Genomic DNA, 17334 nt, shown 5'->3' with positions numbered 1-17334 from the left:
TAGTCCTGGCGACCAAGGGCGTCGGTCGCCAGGACTAGGACTACTCAGTTCGCGGCTGGGCCGTCGCAGAAGGTTTCGTCGACTAGCGTCTTCAGTGCCGTCGGGAAGATCTCTGCGGGGTTGACCGGCGCGTCCCCGGTAGTGATGGACGCGGTCATCGTCTTGCTGCCGTCGGCCGTGCTGTACATCAGTGCGCCGTAGCCGCCGGGCGGGCCGCCGTTGTGGTGGAAGATCGTACCGGCGCAGTCTGGGCCCGTGTCCTGTACGAACAGCCCGAGGCCGTAGCGGTGGATGCCGCTCTTCGGATGCGGCGTACGCATCTGGGCCAGTAGCGGTGCCGGCAACAGCTTGCCGCCCATCAGCGCCGAGAAGAACCTGTGGAGGTCCTCGGTGGTCGAGATCATGTCACCGGCTCCGGCCAGCAACGACGTGTTCTGGCGAGTAACGTCGACGACCTTCCACTCACCGGCGTCCTGGTAGCGGTAGTACCCGTGGGCGTGCGGGCCGGCTATTCCCAGCCGTGCGCCCGGCACGACCGTGTCCCGCAGTCCGAGCGGCTGCAGGATCCGCCGACGCATCTCCTCGGCGTACGGGCGCCCGGTGACTTCTTCGATCAGCAACTGCGCGAGCGTGTAGTTGGTGTTGGAGTAGTTCCAGTCCGTCCCCGGCGCAAATCGCGGCGGTTTGGCCAGTGCCAGTCGTACCAGCTCCTCCGGCTGATAAGTCTTGAAGCGGTTGTCGACCCAGTCCTTGCCTGCGGCGGGAATACCCGGCACGAACGTTCCGTCGGGGTAGAACTCGCCGGTGTAGTTGAACAAGCCGCTGGTGTGCTGCAGGAGCATCCGGGCCGTAATTCGCCGGTCGAGGCCGAGCCGGGGCAGGTAGTCGGCCACCGGGCTGTCCAGCCCGATCTTGCCCTCGGCCGCTAACTGCAGGACCAACGTCGCGGTAAAGGTCTTGGTGACGCTACCCACCCGGAACCGCCCGTTCGTCGGCGGCTTCGCGGCCGAGCCAAGCTTCCGAACGCCCGCACTCCCAACCCACTCCCCGCGCCGATCGTTGACCCGAACCTGCACACCCGCAAACCCGGAATCCACCACCGCGTCCAAGGCCCTCTGCAAGTCTCGCCGCTCGGGACCACTCACCGCAGTCGGCCCCGCCACAGTCGGTCCCACCGATGCGGACGTCGAGCCTGCCGAGCTCACGACTGGCGATGCCGCCGCGGCCGAGGCTGCGCCGGGCGTGGCGGCGACGGCCAGCAACATGACCGCCAGCGCCGCGCCCGACGCCCGCCGAAGCACACGCGGCGCCAAGTGCCGACCAATACCCGTCATTCCATCTTGATCCGTCTTACGCCTCGAGTCGGCGATCACTGTTTCGTTCATGCTCCTACGGTCACCGACCGCTCTGACACGGCGCCGCCGTCGCCCTGACACGCCCCACCTGCCTGCCGTGAGGTGGGTGCGCCCAGCAGACCCCGAACATTCCCCACCCGACGGCCGCCGGGCTCACTCTCGGCCCGGGGACCTTCGCTGCCAGCCCAGGTCTGGTCTGCAACAAGCTGCAAACCAGACCTTTTCGATCGGTACTTCCACCAGGATGAGCATCCGAGACGAGGAGTAGACAGTGAAGCGTGTACTGATTGCGATGACGGCTGTACTGGCGGGCATCCTGGGGTCGATCGCCGCCCCGGCACAAGCATTCGCAGCTCACCCACCGGACATCAACGGCTACCGGTTCTGGAGCGGCAATCTCTGCATCGACGGGTCCGGTATCGACGGTCCGTACTACCGAGTGAAGTACATCGCCCAGCTTTGGAACCTGCGCGTCGGCGACACCAGTGTGCTCGGGCTGAACTACCGGGACGATTGCGCTGCGGCGGGCTATCCGCCCAGCCGACGCATGGTGATCGGTCAGTACAAAGACTCAAACAGTGCGGAGTGCGATCTCCTGCTGAACCCTGAGACCGCTGAGTACGACGAAATGCTGCGGTGGACCAATGGGCCGGCGATCTACATCAATGTGGCCAACTTGACCTGCATCGGTTCGCAGGCACGCCGCGATCACGAGGTCTCGTCCGCCATCGGCTATCTGCTTGGACTTCAGGAACTCAACTCAGACGCCTATGACAACCGGGTGATGAGCGGTACCTGGTGGTCCATGAACAACGTGCCCTTCCCCGACTCGATCTCCGGCCAGCGCGTGCATCAGATCTACAGCGACGTCTACGGCGGCTGAGCGCTGGTCCGGCTAAGCGTGGATGGGTTCCAAAGGGTGACCGCAGCGGAATCAGGAGCCGGCCACAGCGCTGCAACGTGCAGGTGAGGTGCTCAACGGTCGTTGTCGCGGCCGGCGGGCGGATTTGTTCACGTGTCAGGGGCGGCCGGAGCGCCGAGCAACCCTTCCGGAGGGTGTCTTTTGGTTGCCTCCGGCCACCATTCTGGTGGTGTGCCCAGCTCTGCCGCGGCCAAACCAGCACGCCCGGGCGGATGGCGATGTAACGCGGGAGCGTCGCGCACGATGTAGCAGGCAGAGACCCTCGTGCGGCGGCTTCCGCACTGGGGTCTCGCCACGAGGTACGCCACGCGCGTACCAAGGGGGGCATTGCCCCAGCACGGACAGTGCTTCGCGCGGAGCCACTGATCCCAGGTCCCGCCGTTCAGAAAAGCAGCGCCGGGACCGCCTCCGCCCACTCGCGAAGTCACCTGCGCCGATCGCCGCGAGCGCCATAAGGTGCTGGAATGACCTCGATGGAACTCGCCCGGCGTATCCACAACACCGCGCAGCTCAGTGGTGAGTTCGTGCTCCGATCCGGCCGGACCTCAACGGAGTACTTCGACAAGTACCGGTTCGAGGCTGATCCGGTACTGCTGGACGCTGTCGCCGCGGCGATGGTGCCGCTGGGTAGATCGTGATTTCGACCGGGTAGTTGCGCGCCCTCGGTGCCGGGATCAGCGCGGCGCTCTGCGTGGTCGACCGCGAGCAGGGGGGGCGCGAAGCCCTGGCCACCGAGGGAATCGAGCTGCACGCACTACTGACGGCCAACGACCTCCGCGCTTCCAGCTGACCTAGTCCCCACTAGTACGGCGGATGGCCGTCGCGCCGCCTGGACGCCGGCCGGTGCACTCCGGTGCACTCCGGCGCGCTCCGGCCGCGTGGAGACGACAGACGCCAACGCGGAACCGCTTGGTCACAAGCGTCCGATGAACGGCGACACGCCTGGTCACAAGGGTCCGATGAACGGGGACACGCCGGGGTGGAGGGGGCGATGGGGGGATATGGGGGGTGGGGGTGGGTACTGGGCGGGTTTACGGTTGGGAAGGATGGGGCGATGTCTTTGTGGGCGCGGATACGGGAGAAGTTGGGTGGCGGGGCTTCCGACGGGCAGGTCGCGGAGAGCCGGGATGTAGGTGGGGTGCCTCAGGAAGGCGTTTCGGATCTTCACAGCACTACTGGGACCACGCCGAACGAGAAGTTCGTGGGCCGGGTTGCCGGGACTGATACCGGCTACGAAGGTCTGACCGGCGCGGAGGCCCGGGACGCCGCTGGCGAGGACGAGGATACGAAGAAGAGCCCTTAGCCGGACCTATCGGCACGAGTGGAACAAGGGCGTCTTCGGACCGCGTTTGACGCAAGGCCCGGTTTGGGCGAACGGGCTGGCTCGGGGCGCGCAGCGCGTTGGTGATCGACTGCTGTTCGGGCTCAGCCTGCGCTCGGACAGCAACCCCGCGCACATGACCGAGCCGAAGATGACGGCCGGATCAGCCCGGCTATACCGCAACAACGAGCTGCTTCGGCAATGGCCGGCCGTCGCCTACAGCGCGACAGAGGTGCCGCCGGGCGAGGCGACGTACCGGCTGGAAAGCCAGGAAGAGGTAAAAGGCGCGCAACTCTCGACCAAACTCGACAGCGCCTGGACGTTCCGCTCGGGGCACGTTGGCTCGGTGACGGGACTGCCGTTCATGGCGGTGCATTTCAAGCCGCGCCTGGACGCGCGAAACCGTGCCCGTGCTGGCGTTTCCGTCATCCCGGTGTCGGTGCAACGACAGCCGGGAGCGCCAGTGGGAAAGGTGACCGGGCTGAATGTCGACGAATCGATCGACGACGGTAAGACCTGGCAGCGCGTCAAACTCGCTCGCGTTGGTGACAAGTGGCTCGCGCACGTCACCAACCGGTCTGGTACGGCGGTGTCCCTGCGCGCCGTCGCGAAGGATGCCGAGGGCGACAAAGCGGAGCAGCGCATTATTCGCGCCTACCGCGTGAACTGACCACCAGCGGTGGGCCAGGCACCTGGTCCACCGCTGAACCGGGTTTGACCTTCAAGTTGGTCGAACGTCGATCATCGTGGGCCTCTGACCTCACCACGAGAGGACGTTCATGCTGACAAGAATCACCGCCGCGGTCGAAGCGGCACGGCTAGACCCGCAGGCTGGTCGCGACCGGCTCGGCGAGCTCTGGAACGAGGCCGCCGGCGATCCGTTCCACCGCTGCACCATCGCGCACTACCTGGCGGATCTCCAGGACGAAACCGAGGACGAGCTGACCTGGGATCTGCGGGCGCTCGAAGCCGCCAACGCCGTCACGGACGAGCAGGTGCGGCAGATCGACCACTCGCTGCAGGTGGAATCCCTCCTGCCGTCGCTTCACCTCAACCTGGCCGACGACTACCGCCGCCTCGGTCTACCGGACGAGGCCCGCCACCACCTGGAGACCGCGTCCGCGCACCTCGGCGTACTCGCCAGCGACGCAAGTTCCTCGAACGACACCAACGCCTCGTACGGCGCCCTGATTCGCGGCGCGCTTGACCGTGTCGCGACCGCGCTGGCCGAAGGTTCGACCGCCCGCCTGGAGACCAATCCGTCCACCTGATCGCTCGATGTCTGACACAGGAATGCGCCGTTGGCCTGACATGCTGGGGCCATGAGTCAGTACGCCAATCTGGGGAAGAGCCTGGGCCGTACCGGGATGCTCACGGTGATCTTCTTTTTCGTCTTCGTGGCGTTGGCGTTTGCGGCATCTCCCGCGGTGACCGGTGCGGTCGGGCGACTGCTCGGGCATGACGAGGTAGCGCTTCGCCTGGCCGGGTTCGTCTGGGGTGCGGTGCCGTGGCTCGTGGGCGTCGCCATTCTGATCAAAGTCCGCCGGAAGAATCGGCGGCCCTGGATGGCGTACGGCTGCATCCTGTGGATGCTGAGTGGCCTGCTGCTGGTGCCGGTCGGCGCCGGCCACCGGTTCAGCCCGGTCGTCCGAGTGGATGCGGACCTGCTCGCCTTCGCCTGGATCTGCTCGATGATCGCCGGCGTCGTGGCCCTGGGCGTCTCGAGTGCGATTCTCCCGGCGGCCAAGTCGAAGAAGGGGCTGCCCGCAACCGGTCTGGCGATCGCGTGGACCGTGACGATGGGACTCGGCGGCCTGGCGGCCCTCTTCGGCTGATCCGGCTGAGATGCGCCTGGTCGAGCAAGGGTGGACCAGGCGCACATGATGTGCCGTCGATTCGTGTGGCTGGATCACATGGTTCCGGCTCGTCGCTGTCCCTAAGTTCTCCGCATGGAACGACGTGCGCTGGTGACGGGGGCAGGGTCCGGGATCGGGGCCGCCTGTGTGCGGCGACTGGTGGCCGACGGCATCGACGTGGTCGCCGTTGACGCCGATGCCGAGAAGCTGGCGGTACTGGCGGCGCAGGTGCGGACCGAGACGGTGGTCGCGGATCTGAGCGATCTCGACGGCGTGGCCACGTTGCCGGCCGATATCGACATCCTGGTGAACAACGCCGGGGTGCAGCAGGTCGCGCCGGTCGAGCAGTTCCCGCCGGAGCGGTTCGGTTACATCCTGCGGCTGATGCTCGAATCGCCGTTCCGGCTGATCCGCCAGACGCTGCCGCACATGTACGGCCGCGGCTGGGGCCGGATCGTGAACATCTCCTCCGTGCACGGTCTGCGCGCCAGCCCGTTCAAGGCGGCGTACGTCGCGGCCAAGCACGGGCTGGAAGGCCTCAGCAAAGTCGTCGCGCTCGAAGGCGCGGCGCACGGTGTGACCAGCAACTGCGTCAATCCGGCGTACGTGCGAACGCCGCTGGTGACCGCGCAGCTGAGCGACCAGGCGGCGACGCACGGTCTGACCGAGGCCGAGGTGCTGGAGAAGGTGCTGCTCGCGCCGGTCGCGGTCAAGCGGCTGATCGAACCCACCGAGGTCGCGGAGCTGGTCGCGATGCTCTACGGCCCGGCCTCGAACTCAGTCACGGGGACCTCTCTCGTTCTCGACGGCGGATGGACCGCCCACTAAACCCAAGGAGTGCCGATGTCCCTGTCGTCGACGAGTCCGGAGCGGACCAAGACCCCGATCGCGCGGGTGGTGGGCGCGAGTCTGGTCGGAACCACCGTGGAGTGGTACGACTTCTTCCTCTACGGCGTGGCCGCCAGCGTGGTGTTCGGCGATCTCTTCTTCCCCAAGGGCGAGGAGCTCACCGGCACGCTGCTGAGTTTCGCGACCTTCGCGGTCGGGTTCTTCGCCCGGCCGTTCGGCGGCGTGGTGTTCGGCCACTTCGGTGACCGCCTCGGCCGCAAGAACCTGCTGGTGCTGTCCCTGCTGATGATGGGCGTGGCGACGTTCCTGATCGGCTTGCTGCCGACGTACGCCCAGGTGGGTGCGCTCGCCCCGATCCTGCTGACCGTGCTCCGGCTGATCCAGGGGTTCGCCCTCGGCGGTGAGTGGGGTGGCGCCGTACTGATCGTCTCGGAGCACGGCGATCCGAAACGCCGTGGCTATTGGGCCTCCTGGCCGCAGGCGGGCGCTCCGGCCGGGCAGTTGATCGCGAACGGCGTACTCGCGGCGCTGGCGGCCTTCCAGAGCGAAGAGGCGTTCAACTCGTGGGGCTGGCGGATCCCGTTCCTGTTGTCGGCGGTGCTGGTACTGATCGGGCTGTGGGTCCGGTTGCGGGTCGAGGAATCGCCGCTGTTCAAGGCGGCCCGGGACAAGCAGGAGCCGTCGAAGCGATTGCCGTTCATCGAGGTGATCACGAAGTACCCGCGCGAGGTGCTGACCGCGATGGGCGCGCGGATGGCCGAAAACGTCAGCTACTACATCTTCACGATCGTCATCGCCACCTACGCCAAGGAACACCTCGGTCTGGGCAAGTCGTTCGCGCTGAACGCGGTGCTGATCGGCGCGGCCGTGCACTTCTTCGCGATCCCGCTGTGGGGCGCGCTGTCGGACCGGATCGGGCGCAAACCGGTGTACCTGATCGGCGCGGTCGGCGTCGGCGTCTGGGCGTTCGTATTCTTCCTGCTGGTCGATACGAAGAACTTCGGCTTGGCGGTGCTTGCGGTCAGCGTCGGCCTGGTGCTGCACGGCGCGATGTACGGACCGCAGGCCTCGTTCTTCACCGAGCTGTTCGGAACCCGCGTGCGTTACTCGGGTGTCTCGGTCGGCTACCAGCTCGCCTCGATCATCGCCGGCGGCCTGGCGCCGTTCATCGCGGTCGCGCTGCTGAAGGCCTACGACTCGGGCTTCGCGATCTCGGTGTACGTCGCGGTCTGCGCGCTGATCTCGATCATCGCGGTCACCTCGTACGGCGAAACCCGCGAGCGCGACCTCGCCACCGTCGACAAGCGCTAGCCGGCTCCTCGCGCGCCCCCTATTCCGACCGTCGGCGGTCGGAATGGGGGGTGGACCCGTGAGACTTGGCGCGTCCACCCCCGATTCCGACGGTCGACGGTCGGAATAAGGCGGTCGCCGCGACAGACCACTCGGGTGGGGCGGAGGTGCTGGCGCCGCGCGGGCGGTGGGGACGGCGGACTGAGGGAGGGAGTGGACCGGAGATGACCACTCGCGGCGTGAACTACGGCATCATCGCCGGTGTGGACGAGGTTGCGCTGACCCTGCTGAGGTTGCTGGCCGATGACGCGCCGGCGGCGGAGCTGGCGGCGGCCGCCGACCGGATCGCGGTCGAGGATCCGGCGGCGCGGGACCTCGCGCTGCGAATCCGTTCCGGGATGGACGCCAGCAAGCGGCGTGCGGCCGAGCTGTCCGCGTTGGTGGATGTGGCCCGCGAGCTGGCGTCGTCCCGCGATCCGGGCCGGGTGTTCGACACGATCGTGCACCGGGCCCGGACACTGGTCGGCACCGACGTCGCGTACCTGACCTTGTACGACCCCGAGCACGGCGACACCTTCATGCGAGCGACGGACGGCTCGGTCTCGGCGGCGTTCCAGCAACTGCGCCTCCCACTCGGCGCCGGGCTGGGCGGTCTGGTCGCCGAGACGCACAAGCCTTACTGGACGGCGGATTACCCGGGGGACCGGCGTTTCCGGCACACCTCCACGATCGACGACGCGGTCGGCGAGGAGGGCCTGGTCGCCATCTGCGGTACGCCGTTGATCGTGGACAGCTCGTTCGTCGGCGTGCTGTTCGCGTCGAACCGGACCCGGCGGCCGTTCAGCCGCGACGAGGTCTCGCTGCTCGGTTCGCTGGCCGCGCTGGCCGCGGTGACGCTGGTCCAGGTCCGGGCCGCGACCGAAACCGCCGACGCGCTGGCCCAGCTCTCCGAGGCCCACGCGGGCGTCGAACATGCCGCCGCGGCGCACGACCGTTTCGCCGATATCGTCTTGTCCGGTGGCGATGTGGACGCGATCGCGGCCGCGCTGGCCGAACTGCTCGGCGTCTGGGTCGTGCTGGTAGATGCCGGTGGCAACGAACTCGCCAGTGCGGGTACGCCGGATCGGCGCGGCCTCGACCGGTTGCCCGCGCTTACCAATGGTCGGCTGAACCGGGTCGGCGACCACTGGGCGATCACCGCGACCGCGAAGGGCGAATCCCTTGGTGCGCTGGTGATCGGCGGCGTCGACGAACTCCCGCCGGCCGACCGCCGCATCGTCGAACGCGCGGCCGTGGTCACCGCCTTGGTCCTGTTGTTCCGCCGCCAGGCCGCCGAGCAGTCCCGCCAGGCCCAGGCCGACGTACTGGCTGACGCCCTGGGCGGTACGGCGGACCCCGCCGCGGTGGCGGATCGGGCGCGCCTGCTCGGACACGATCTGCCCGAACGCATGGTGGTCGCGGTATGCCACGGCGACAGCGGAGCCAGACTGCCCGCGCCGGTGGAAGGTCGTCTCGTGCTCTCCGGGCGGTACGACGGTGAGTCGGTGCTGCTGCTGGACTTGCCTTCGGCGACGAAGGCCGCGGCCGAGATGGCGGACCTGGCCCGTCGTACTGGTATGACGATCGGTGTCACCGGTCCAGCCGCCTGGGGTGCGGAGCTGGTGGCCGCGCATCGGCAGGCCGCGCGGTTGGTCGGCACGATGATCCGCCTCGGTCGTACCGGCCAGGCGGCGGCTCCGGACGACCTCGGCCTCGCGGGGCTGGTCGGCGCTGATTCGGTGGATGTCGCCGCGCACGTGACGCACGTTCTCGGTCCGCTGCTGGCGTACGACGAGCGGCGCGGCACCGACCTCGTGACCACGCTCGCCGCGTACTTCGCCGCGAGCCAGAGTCCGACCCGGGCGGCCGCCGTACTGCACGTGCATCCCAACACCGTGCAGCAACGCCTCGATCGCATCACCGCCCTGCTCGGCGAACGCTGGCAACACCCCGACCGCGCCCTCGACCTCCAGGTGGCCCTCCGCCTCCGCGCCACCCTCTGAGCCGGTTTCCGCCGGGCGGGCCCTGGGGACTCGCGGGAGCCGGATGAGCGCGGGCGATGAGCGAGCACGAACTCGCGCGGGGTGGCGTGGCGAGCACGCCGGCCAGTCAGAGCAGCTGGGAGACCGCGTGAATGATCAGCCCGGCCAGGCCGCCGACGACCGTGCCGTTGATCCGGATGAACTGCAGGTCGCGGCCGACGTGCAGCTCGATTCGCTCGGCCGCCTCCCGGCCGTCCCAGCGCTCGATGGTGTCCGAGATGACCGAGACGATCTCCGCGCCGTACGTGCGAACGACATACCCGACGGCTTCCGCGGCCCGTACGTCGATGCGACCGCGCAGGTCTTCGTCGTGCTGCAGCCGTTCGCCCAGCGCCTTGATCTCCTGCACGGCCCGGTCCCGCAACGGGCCCTCCGGATCGGCGATGGCCTCGATCAGCGCGGTCCGGAACGCGTCCCAGACGGCGGTCAGGTTGCCGGCCAGATCGGGATGACCCAGCATGCGCTTCTTGAACACCTCGAACCGCTGCATCATCTCGGGGTCGTTCTGCAGATCGACGGCCAGTTGCGTCAGCAGGCGGTCGACGGCCTGCCGGGCGGGATGGCCCGGTTTGTCCCGGACGTCGCGCAACCAGGTCAGCGCCTCGCGATGAACCCGGTCGATCACGATCGAGTCGACCCAACGCGGGGACCAGCGTGGCGCCCGCGGGCCGACCACCTCGGCAAGGGTGTCGCGGTTGTTCAGCAGCCAGTCGTACGCCTCGACCATGACCAGGTCGAACAGCGCGTGATGTGCGCCGTCTTCGACCACGGACTCCAGCAGGTGGCCCGCGATCGGGCTGAGCGGCTCGTCGGCGAACCTGGGCAGCAGCGAGCCGCCGATGAACGCGGCCACCTCGGCATCACCGAGTTTCGGCAGCGCGGCACCGACCGTTCGGGCGCCTTCGGTAACGATGCGCTCGGCATGATTGCCCGCGGCCAGCCATTCGCCCGCGCGCCGGGAGACCTGCGCCGAGGCCATCTTCTCCGCGATGACGGATTCGGCCAGGAAGTTCTCCGTGACGAACTGTTCCAGGCTCTCGGCCAGCGCGTCCTTGCGCGTCGGCACGATCGCCGTATGCGGAATCGGCAGGCCGAGTGGGTGCCGGAACAGTGCGGTGACCGCGAACCAGTCCGCGAGCGCGCCGATCATGGCAGCCTCCGCGGCGGCGTTCAGATAGCCCAGGCCGCCCTCGCGATGCAGGGTCAGCACGTACACGATCGCGGCCAGGACCAGCAGCCCGAGCGCCACCGCCCGCATCTGGCGCAGCCCACGTCTGCGCACCAGGTCCGCCGAACTCAGAACAACCGTCGCCATGTCTTGATCTAACCAGCCCGGCCCCGGTGATCCGCCCTGATCCGCCCCCGGCTCGTCCCCGAACCGCATGCCGGGGTTGACGGACACTTAACTAAATGGTGAAATGTCGAGCATGCCCCTGGTCAGCACGTTCGCCGCCTTGGCCGATCCGACTCGGCAGTCGATCGTCGCCCAGCTGAGCCAGGGCGAGGCCACCATGGGCGAGCTGTCCGCACCGCACGCGATCAGTCCGCCGGCCATGACCAAGCACGTGGGCGTGCTGGTCGACGCCGGGCTGGTCCGCCGCCGCAAGGTCGGACGCACTGTCGTCTGTTCGCTTCAGCCCGCGGCCATCAGCGAGGCGCAGGCCTGGCTCGCGGACCTGGCGAGCTACTGGAACTCCACCGTCGATCGACTCGAGCAACTGCTCGCCGAGGAGAAGCAATGACCGTCGATACCGCCATCCAGCTGGACCGGGTGCTCAAGGCAACTATTCGCCAGGTGTACGACGCCTGGACCCGGCCCGAGTTGCTCGCTCGGTGGTACTGCCCGAATCCGGCGTTGCAGTTGACGATCGAGGCCGACGTCCGGGTTGGCGGCGAGTACGTCGTTGCCATGGGCCCGCATATCGTTCGCGGCAGCTACACGGAGATCGACGAGCCCCGGCTGATCGCCTTCACCTGGTACTGGCAGGGCGCCGAGAGCGAGGTGTCGCAGGTCCGGGTGGAGCTGTTCGAGGTCGAGGGTGGGACCAGGATGGTGCTGGACCACACCGGTCTGGAAAACGCCGAGGACGTCGCGAACCACTTGCAGGGCTGGGAAGGCAACCTCCCTCGCCTGGTCGACGTACTCTCAGCGTGAGGTCATCTTGGCGTTGAGCTGACCCGACTCGATCAAGGCGCCCACCGCGTCGGCGATCGCGCCCAGCGCGGAGTACGCCGGGCGGAATCCGAGCAGCCGGTCCGCCTTTTCCATCGAGCAGTTCGGGCTGTGGGTGAGGTGGCTCCAGGTGATCTCGGCGGCCTTCGCGTCGACCGTTCGGGTCCACTCCTGCCAGGGCAGGAACTCCAGCCGCGCCTCCTGGCCGAACCACCCGGCGACTGCTTCGGCATAACCGCGCAGGGTCAACGCGTGCGGCGCGACGGCGTGGAAGCTCTCGCCGATCGCCGCCGCGGGATTGCCGAGCGCCGCCATGAACAAGCCGGCGACGTCATCCGCGTGGACGTGCTGCACGGTCTCCATGCCGAGGTGTGGCAGGACGAGTTCATCGCCGTCGGCCAGTCGCTGGAAGACGTCGACATCCAGATGCCCGGCGGGATTGATCGGGGCCCAGCCAGGTCCGGTGATGTGGCCGGGGTGAATCACCGTCGCGGGCAGACCGCCGGCCCGGGCCTCACTGAGCAAACTGGCCTCGATCGCGGCCTTGGCGATGCCGTACGAACCGATCGGGCGACGCGGCGAATCCTCGGTGGTCGGCACCTGGGTACTCGGCCCGTGGACCCAGATCGTGCCGCAGTGCAGGAGATGCCGGACCTTTCCACGCAGTGCCTCGGCCAACATCGCGGAGCTGTCCTCGGTGAAGCAGATCAGGTCGATGACCGCCTCGGGCCGGAGCGCCGCGACCCGATCGCCGAAGGTGCCGCTTGGCTCTTCCGCGGCGCGGTCCAGTTCGACGATTTCGACTTTCTCCCAGCCGCCGATCGACCGGTACGGCTGACGGGCGCCGCGACTGACCACGACCACCTCATGCCCGGCTGCCGTCAGTCGCGGAACCAGGAAGGTGCCGATGTGTCCAGTGCCTCCGATGACCACTACACGCATACGGATGACCTTAGCGTCCTGTGTCCGAAGTTCCTTGGCGCTTGCGGTGCCCAGGCATGCACCTCACGGCACTGGGGAACACAGGACACTGACGGCCCGAAGTGGGTACCAATGCCGAATGGACCTTCGCGACGGATGGTTTCGGCGTACGGCGTGGCGGTTGCCGCACGATCTCGCGCGGGCGCTGGGCTCACCGGCGGCGAGAGTTGCCGCGCGGTGGATCGCGTTCGAACCTGCCTTCGACTGCCTGCGCAAACTGAAGGCGGCCGCCATCGCGAACGACCTGATGACTTTGCTCGAGGTGGCGCCGATGGCGCTGGGCGATCGCCCGGAGATGGCGGAGCTGCGGGCGGACAGCCGGTACGACGTGGCCGATGCCGGCGTGCGGTCGTTGCACGGCGACGGCGCGATCGTGCAGCGAGTACCCGTGGTCAGGCTGGACGATCGGGCCGACAAGCACGGGTATCAGCACACCGGGCAGGTGCTCGACCACAACGCCCTCTTCCGCCCGGACCACCATCACACCTGAGCGGATTCTCGCGTCTGGGCGGGTCAGAGCTGAGCTGCCTGATGAGCCAGGTCGCGTGAGAGGATTGCCGCCGTCAGGTCCGATGCCCCAGGGGGTTGGCATGGGTCGCGAATTCGCCCAATCGCATAGTCGTCAGGTCGTGCTCGACGCGGCGCTGCGACTCCAGGTCGTGCGTGCCCGTTATTGCGACGAGTGGCTCGCCGGAACACCGTGTCCGGTCGAGGTTCAGCCGTTCACTTCGGCACACGGTGGTGTGCGGGACTGGTTGCGCGAGTTGTGCGACGGCGCCGACGAGCTGGTCGCGGTCACCTCGACCCGCTGTCAAACGCTTGAAACATTCGTGCCGAGTCACCGCTTCAACCGGGAACTGATCGAACGTGGTCAGCGAATGACCAGCTTCTTCGATCCCAGCGGCGGGCCGGACGTGCTGACCGAATTCATCATCGCGGCCGAGGACATGCCGTACCACCTGGCCTGCGGGCCGATCCAGCTCAAGCTGCTCGACGGCGAACGTGTCGTGCTCGAAGGCCCGGTGATCGACAACACCCGCAGCCTGATGCTGATCAGTGGGCCGGAGGTGGTCAACGCCGCCGGGCAGTACCTGCGCGCCGTACGGCAGAGTTCCATCCGCGCGAGTGCGCTGCGCGATACCGAGGTGCAGCTCAGCGCCCGCCAGCAGGTCATCGCCGAGCAGCTCAGCGAGGGCTGTACCGACGACCAGATCGCCGAGCGGCTCGACCTCAGTGTGCGGACCGTGCGCTACGAGGTGGCCCGGCTGCTGGAGGCCCTGCAGGTGCCGACGCGGTTCGCGGCCGGTGTGCGCTACGCCCATCTGAAGGCCGGCGCGACCAGCTGATCGCGTCATCAGGCCGCTGACCGACTGGCCGACCGCTGGCTCGCGTTCGGTCGAGCGCTGCCTGGCGGGCAGCCGTTTTTGCAGGAACCTGCAACGGATTCGCGCGCGATCCCGACCGGTCGCACGCTTCCTCCGATCGGGCCCACGAGGGCCCTGCGAGGAAGGTGATACCGCGATGACGATCTGCCCGTTCCCGCCGGTCCCGTCCGGCGACGGCACTCCCGCCGCCCGTACTGCCGGCGCGGGGTTGGTGGCGCTTCACTGACTTTGGCCTGTCCGACCGGTCAGTGACGCCTTTGGGCTCTACTTTGGCCTGTATGGGGTTGCGACTGAGTGCGCTGTTGGCGGTGATCACCTTGGTCGGCGCGGGCGCGCAGGTGCCCGTCGTCGCCGTGGCGGCACCGGCGTGGGAGCCGGACCGCGTCGAGCGGATCGCCGTCGCGTACGAGGTCGGCTCCGATGGTGTGCTGAGGGTGACCGAAAGGATCGACTACCTCCACGGCGACGGCGAGTTGCTCCGCCGCTTCATGGTCCGCTGGCCGAATCCCTCCGACGACTCGACGGACCGGGTGCTGCAGATCCAGAACATCACACTGGAGAGCCCGACTGGCGGGGACACCAGGTTGCACCAGCAGTCGTACGACCCGAACGACAACACGGACGATTCCAGCTACGACAGCCGCGAGGAAGTACTCGACCTCATCGTCGGCCGGGACGTTCCAACGGGCCGGCGTGATACTTACGTCCTCAAGTACGAACTGCGGGGTGCCCTGGAACAAGCCGGTGACGGTATCCGGTTCGCGGTGTCAGGGCCTGGGCAAAAGATGAAAGCCAGTGCACTGAGCTTGACGGTTTCGGCGCCACGGGGTGTTCGATCGGCGGATTGCGAATGGGCCGGCAAGCGGTTCGCCTCAGCCGAACTGGCCAACGGCGTCGGCCAGTTCGCGAATCCCCAGTGGTCCGAGCAACTCGAGTACACGGCCGGCCTCCGGAGCCTGTCCTGCACGATCGGCCTCGTGCCGGGCGCGGTACAGAACGTCGGCCCGATCCTGGACGACCCGCCGAGGCTGCGTCCGAACGCGATGACGACCATCTACATCCTCTTCTGGATCGGCCTCGCGGTCATGCTGGTCGTGCTGATCGCCGCCGCAATCCTGATCATTCGCTACGAACACCGCCGGCGCTCAGCCGCCAGCAGAGCCTCAGCCTCACCGGGAACCGGTTTCTAGGGGACGGAACCGCCGTACTCACATACGAGTTGCGCTAGCGGCCTGACGTCAAAGGTTCGTCAAGGCTGGCGGAATCCGGGCCGTAGCGGTTCCGGCCGGTGGAACGATCCGCTACGGTCCGGGGCGTGCCGTGGTTCGCTACGGCCTCACGGGGTCAGGAATGTCCAGACAGACAAGGGATTCACTGACACATGACAACCGCTCCCGACCGCTCGAACCGCCCTCGCCGTCGTTGGGTAGCACCGCTCGCCGGAATCCTGACCACCTCGGCTGTGCTCGCCGGCCTCGGCTGGAGCGTTCTTCGCGACGACACTTCGCCTTCGAGCCAGAACCGGCCGCTGGTGGGGTCGACCTCTCCGAGCCCGTTCCTGCAGGACGACGCATCGCCTGCACCCAGTAAGACGTCAAGCCGCAGTACGCCGACTCCAGCTCGCAGTACGGCGGCTCCAACCAAGACGCCAACCAAGACGCCAACCAAGACGCCAAGCAAGACCCCGGGCACGACGCCGAGTACGACCCCCAGCCGGACGCCGACGAGCCGGCCGAGCACCAAGCCGTCCCCCCGGCCGACGAGCAAGCCCACGCCCAGGCCGACTCCCAAGCCGACGCCGCGGCCGACCACGCCGAAGCCGACTCCCAAGCCGACGCCCAAGCCGCCGTCGAACCCCGGGACCAAGGAGCAGCAGGTCCTGACGGCGACCAACAAGGAACGCGCGAAGCATGGCTGCGGGCCGCTCAAAATGAACTTGGCGCTCTACCGCGCGGCCGAGGGACATGCGCTCGACATGGTGGCCAAGAAGTACTTCAGCCACACCAGCGCCGACGGCCGGAGCCCGTGGACCCGGATGAAGCAAGCGGGCTACAGCGGTGGAGCGATGGCGGAGAACATCGCCGCCGGTCAAACCACCCCCGCGTCCGTGGTCGAGGCGTGGATGAACAGTGCGGGCCACCGCGCCAACATCCTCAACTGCGACTTCAAGCTGCTTGGCGTCGGTCACCACGCCAACCACTGGGTCCAGAACTTCGGCGGCTAACCGAACCTGCTAGTCGAGCAGGCCCGTCAGGTAGTTCTCGAGCCGCTCCTGCAACAGTGCGGGCGTGAGGTCCTCGCGCCCGCACTGCCGCCACGGCACGGCCACCTTCTCCGCATCCGGGGCAAACCCCAGAGTGTCGAGGAAGTACCAGTACTTGTCCTGGGTCAACGAGCCACCTGCAGCGACGTACGCCGCTGGGAAGGCCAAACCGACCTCTGGCCCGTGCAACAGGGCAAGGGCGGTAGAGCAGTGCGCGACGTCCAGATCGGCCGGACCCCACGAGGTCTCGACCCAGTCGACAATGCCGCTGATCCGGCCTTGCTCGAACAACACGTTGCCCGGGTGATAGTCGCGGTGCAGGAAGACGCCTTTGTACGCGGGAGGTTCGCCCCGGATGACGTCCACCGCGGCGGTCCAAACGGCTCCCGCGCCTTCGGGCAGTCGTACCCGCTCGGGCGATGTCCAGGCCTGGTAGTCGCGTGGCCGCGTGCTGCCGTCTACCTCGACCTGGTGGATCGCAACCAGTTGCGCGGCCAGTGCGCTGGTGATGCCGGGGTCGTCGAGACAGATGCGCCCGGGCAACAACGTCATCAGTAGCGAGGGATCCGCGCAGCTCGCGCCGGTCGGATCCACGGCCACCAGCGACGCGGCCGGAACGTCGGTTTCACCAAGCAGCCTGAGGATATCGGCCTCCCGCGTGAGCAGGCCGTCGGCATGTCTGCGGAAGAACTCGCTCACGAACGACCGCAGAACCAGCGATCGCGTGGCGGTGTCCACCCGCCGCATCTCGGAGGTCCAGCCGCCCGTAAGCCGGGCGACGTTCTCGATCTTCTCGCCGGTCTGTTGCTCGATCCACAACGAAGTGCTGTCCGCGATCACGCCTTGACCCTAATACGG

At 67.8% G+C, this 17334-nt stretch carries 19 protein-coding genes; 15 read left to right on the top strand and 4 right to left on the bottom strand.

Annotation, left to right across the window (positions count from 1 at the left end):
- Window positions 1-44 precede the first annotated feature (44 nt).
- The gene (locus tag ACFFGN_RS21760) at window positions 45-1145 is read right to left on the bottom strand and encodes a serine hydrolase domain-containing protein (protein ID WP_380050683.1); all 1101 of its coding nucleotides are present in this window, start codon (window positions 1143-1145) and stop codon (window positions 45-47) included.
- A 481-nt stretch (window positions 1146-1626) separates the two neighbouring features.
- Between ACFFGN_RS21760 and ACFFGN_RS21755 the strand changes: the two genes are divergently transcribed.
- The 9 genes from ACFFGN_RS21755 to ACFFGN_RS21715 all read left to right on the top strand — a co-directional run bounded on the left by ACFFGN_RS21755 (window position 1627) and on the right by ACFFGN_RS21715 (window position 9635).
- On the top strand, window positions 1627-2238 hold the full coding sequence (locus ACFFGN_RS21755; RefSeq protein ID WP_380050651.1) for a hypothetical protein: 612 nt from the start codon (window positions 1627-1629) through the stop codon (window positions 2236-2238).
- Window positions 2239-2741: 503 nt separating this feature from the next.
- Entirely contained in the window at window positions 2742-2915 is a 174-nt protein-coding gene (locus ACFFGN_RS21750; protein ID WP_380050649.1) for a hypothetical protein, read from the top strand.
- A 416-nt stretch (window positions 2916-3331) separates the two neighbouring features.
- A complete protein-coding gene (locus tag ACFFGN_RS21745) occupies window positions 3332-3580 on the top strand; it encodes a hypothetical protein (RefSeq protein WP_380050647.1) in 249 nt (82 codons plus the stop codon).
- Between the two features lie 154 nt (window positions 3581-3734).
- Entirely contained in the window at window positions 3735-4268 is a 534-nt protein-coding gene (locus tag ACFFGN_RS21740) for a hypothetical protein (protein ID WP_380050645.1), read from the top strand.
- Window positions 4269-4377: 109 nt separating this feature from the next.
- Complete coding sequence (locus tag ACFFGN_RS21735) at window positions 4378-4869, top strand: hypothetical protein (RefSeq protein WP_380050643.1); 492 nt, start codon at window positions 4378-4380, stop codon at window positions 4867-4869.
- Between the two features lie 51 nt (window positions 4870-4920).
- On the top strand, window positions 4921-5433 hold the full coding sequence (locus ACFFGN_RS21730) for a hypothetical protein (RefSeq protein WP_380050641.1): 513 nt from the start codon (window positions 4921-4923) through the stop codon (window positions 5431-5433).
- Between the two features lie 114 nt (window positions 5434-5547).
- Complete coding sequence (locus ACFFGN_RS21725) at window positions 5548-6282, top strand: SDR family NAD(P)-dependent oxidoreductase (RefSeq protein WP_380050639.1); 735 nt, start codon at window positions 5548-5550, stop codon at window positions 6280-6282.
- 15 nt (window positions 6283-6297) lie between these two features.
- Window positions 6298-7614 carry an MFS transporter gene (locus ACFFGN_RS21720; protein ID WP_380050637.1) on the top strand — a complete coding sequence of 439 codons (1317 nt, stop codon included), beginning with the start codon at window positions 6298-6300 and terminating at the stop codon, window positions 7612-7614.
- A 203-nt stretch (window positions 7615-7817) separates the two neighbouring features.
- A complete protein-coding gene (locus ACFFGN_RS21715) occupies window positions 7818-9635 on the top strand; it encodes a helix-turn-helix domain-containing protein (protein ID WP_380050635.1) in 1818 nt (605 codons plus the stop codon).
- 106 nt (window positions 9636-9741) lie between these two features.
- Here the strand turns inward: ACFFGN_RS21715 and ACFFGN_RS21710 are convergent, their stop codons facing one another.
- Window positions 9742-10989, bottom strand: a complete 1248-nt coding sequence (locus ACFFGN_RS21710; protein WP_380050633.1) for a DUF445 domain-containing protein — start codon at window positions 10987-10989, stop codon at window positions 9742-9744.
- A 103-nt stretch (window positions 10990-11092) separates the two neighbouring features.
- Here ACFFGN_RS21710 and ACFFGN_RS21705 point away from each other — a divergent pair, with 103 nt between their 5' ends.
- Together ACFFGN_RS21705 and ACFFGN_RS21700 are read left to right on the top strand one after the other, a co-directional pair.
- Complete coding sequence (locus ACFFGN_RS21705; protein WP_380050631.1) at window positions 11093-11416, top strand: ArsR/SmtB family transcription factor; 324 nt, start codon at window positions 11093-11095, stop codon at window positions 11414-11416.
- The gene (locus ACFFGN_RS21700) at window positions 11413-11829 is read left to right on the top strand and encodes an SRPBCC family protein (protein WP_380050629.1); all 417 of its coding nucleotides are present in this window, start codon (window positions 11413-11415) and stop codon (window positions 11827-11829) included. Before ACFFGN_RS21705 ends, ACFFGN_RS21700 begins: the two co-directional genes overlap by 4 nt.
- Here ACFFGN_RS21700 and ACFFGN_RS21695 read toward each other — a convergent pair.
- Window positions 11821-12789 (bottom strand): NAD-dependent epimerase/dehydratase family protein, encoded by a 969-nt coding sequence (locus tag ACFFGN_RS21695; protein WP_380050627.1) that lies wholly within the window; start codon window positions 12787-12789, stop codon window positions 11821-11823. The genes ACFFGN_RS21700 and ACFFGN_RS21695 overlap by 9 nt on opposite strands.
- Before the next feature lie 118 nt (window positions 12790-12907).
- Here ACFFGN_RS21695 and ACFFGN_RS21690 point away from each other — a divergent pair, with 118 nt between their 5' ends.
- The 4 genes from ACFFGN_RS21690 to ACFFGN_RS21675 all read left to right on the top strand — a co-directional run bounded on the left by ACFFGN_RS21690 (window position 12908) and on the right by ACFFGN_RS21675 (window position 16437).
- Window positions 12908-13318 carry a class I SAM-dependent methyltransferase gene (locus ACFFGN_RS21690; protein WP_380050625.1) on the top strand — a complete coding sequence of 137 codons (411 nt, stop codon included), beginning with the start codon at window positions 12908-12910 and terminating at the stop codon, window positions 13316-13318.
- A gap of 100 nt (window positions 13319-13418) precedes the next feature.
- The gene (locus tag ACFFGN_RS21685) at window positions 13419-14174 is read left to right on the top strand and encodes a helix-turn-helix transcriptional regulator (protein ID WP_380050623.1); all 756 of its coding nucleotides are present in this window, start codon (window positions 13419-13421) and stop codon (window positions 14172-14174) included.
- 317 nt (window positions 14175-14491) lie between these two features.
- A complete protein-coding gene (locus ACFFGN_RS21680) occupies window positions 14492-15403 on the top strand; it encodes a DUF2207 domain-containing protein (RefSeq protein ID WP_380050621.1) in 912 nt (303 codons plus the stop codon).
- Between the two features lie 191 nt (window positions 15404-15594).
- Window positions 15595-16437, top strand: coding sequence for a CAP domain-containing protein (locus ACFFGN_RS21675; RefSeq protein ID WP_380050619.1), 843 nt, complete (start codon window positions 15595-15597; stop codon window positions 16435-16437).
- Between the two features lie 9 nt (window positions 16438-16446).
- Here the strand turns inward: ACFFGN_RS21675 and ACFFGN_RS21670 are convergent, their stop codons facing one another.
- Complete coding sequence (locus tag ACFFGN_RS21670; RefSeq protein ID WP_380050617.1) at window positions 16447-17316, bottom strand: phosphotransferase family protein; 870 nt, start codon at window positions 17314-17316, stop codon at window positions 16447-16449.
- Window positions 17317-17334 lie beyond the last annotated feature (18 nt).

This window comes from Kribbella deserti, from assembly GCF_042434725.1.
Taxonomy (GTDB): domain Bacteria; phylum Actinomycetota; class Actinomycetes; order Propionibacteriales; family Kribbellaceae; genus Kribbella; species Kribbella deserti.
The sequence above is the reverse complement of the archived record's forward strand: the minus strand, read 5'-3'. Positions and strand labels throughout refer to the sequence as shown.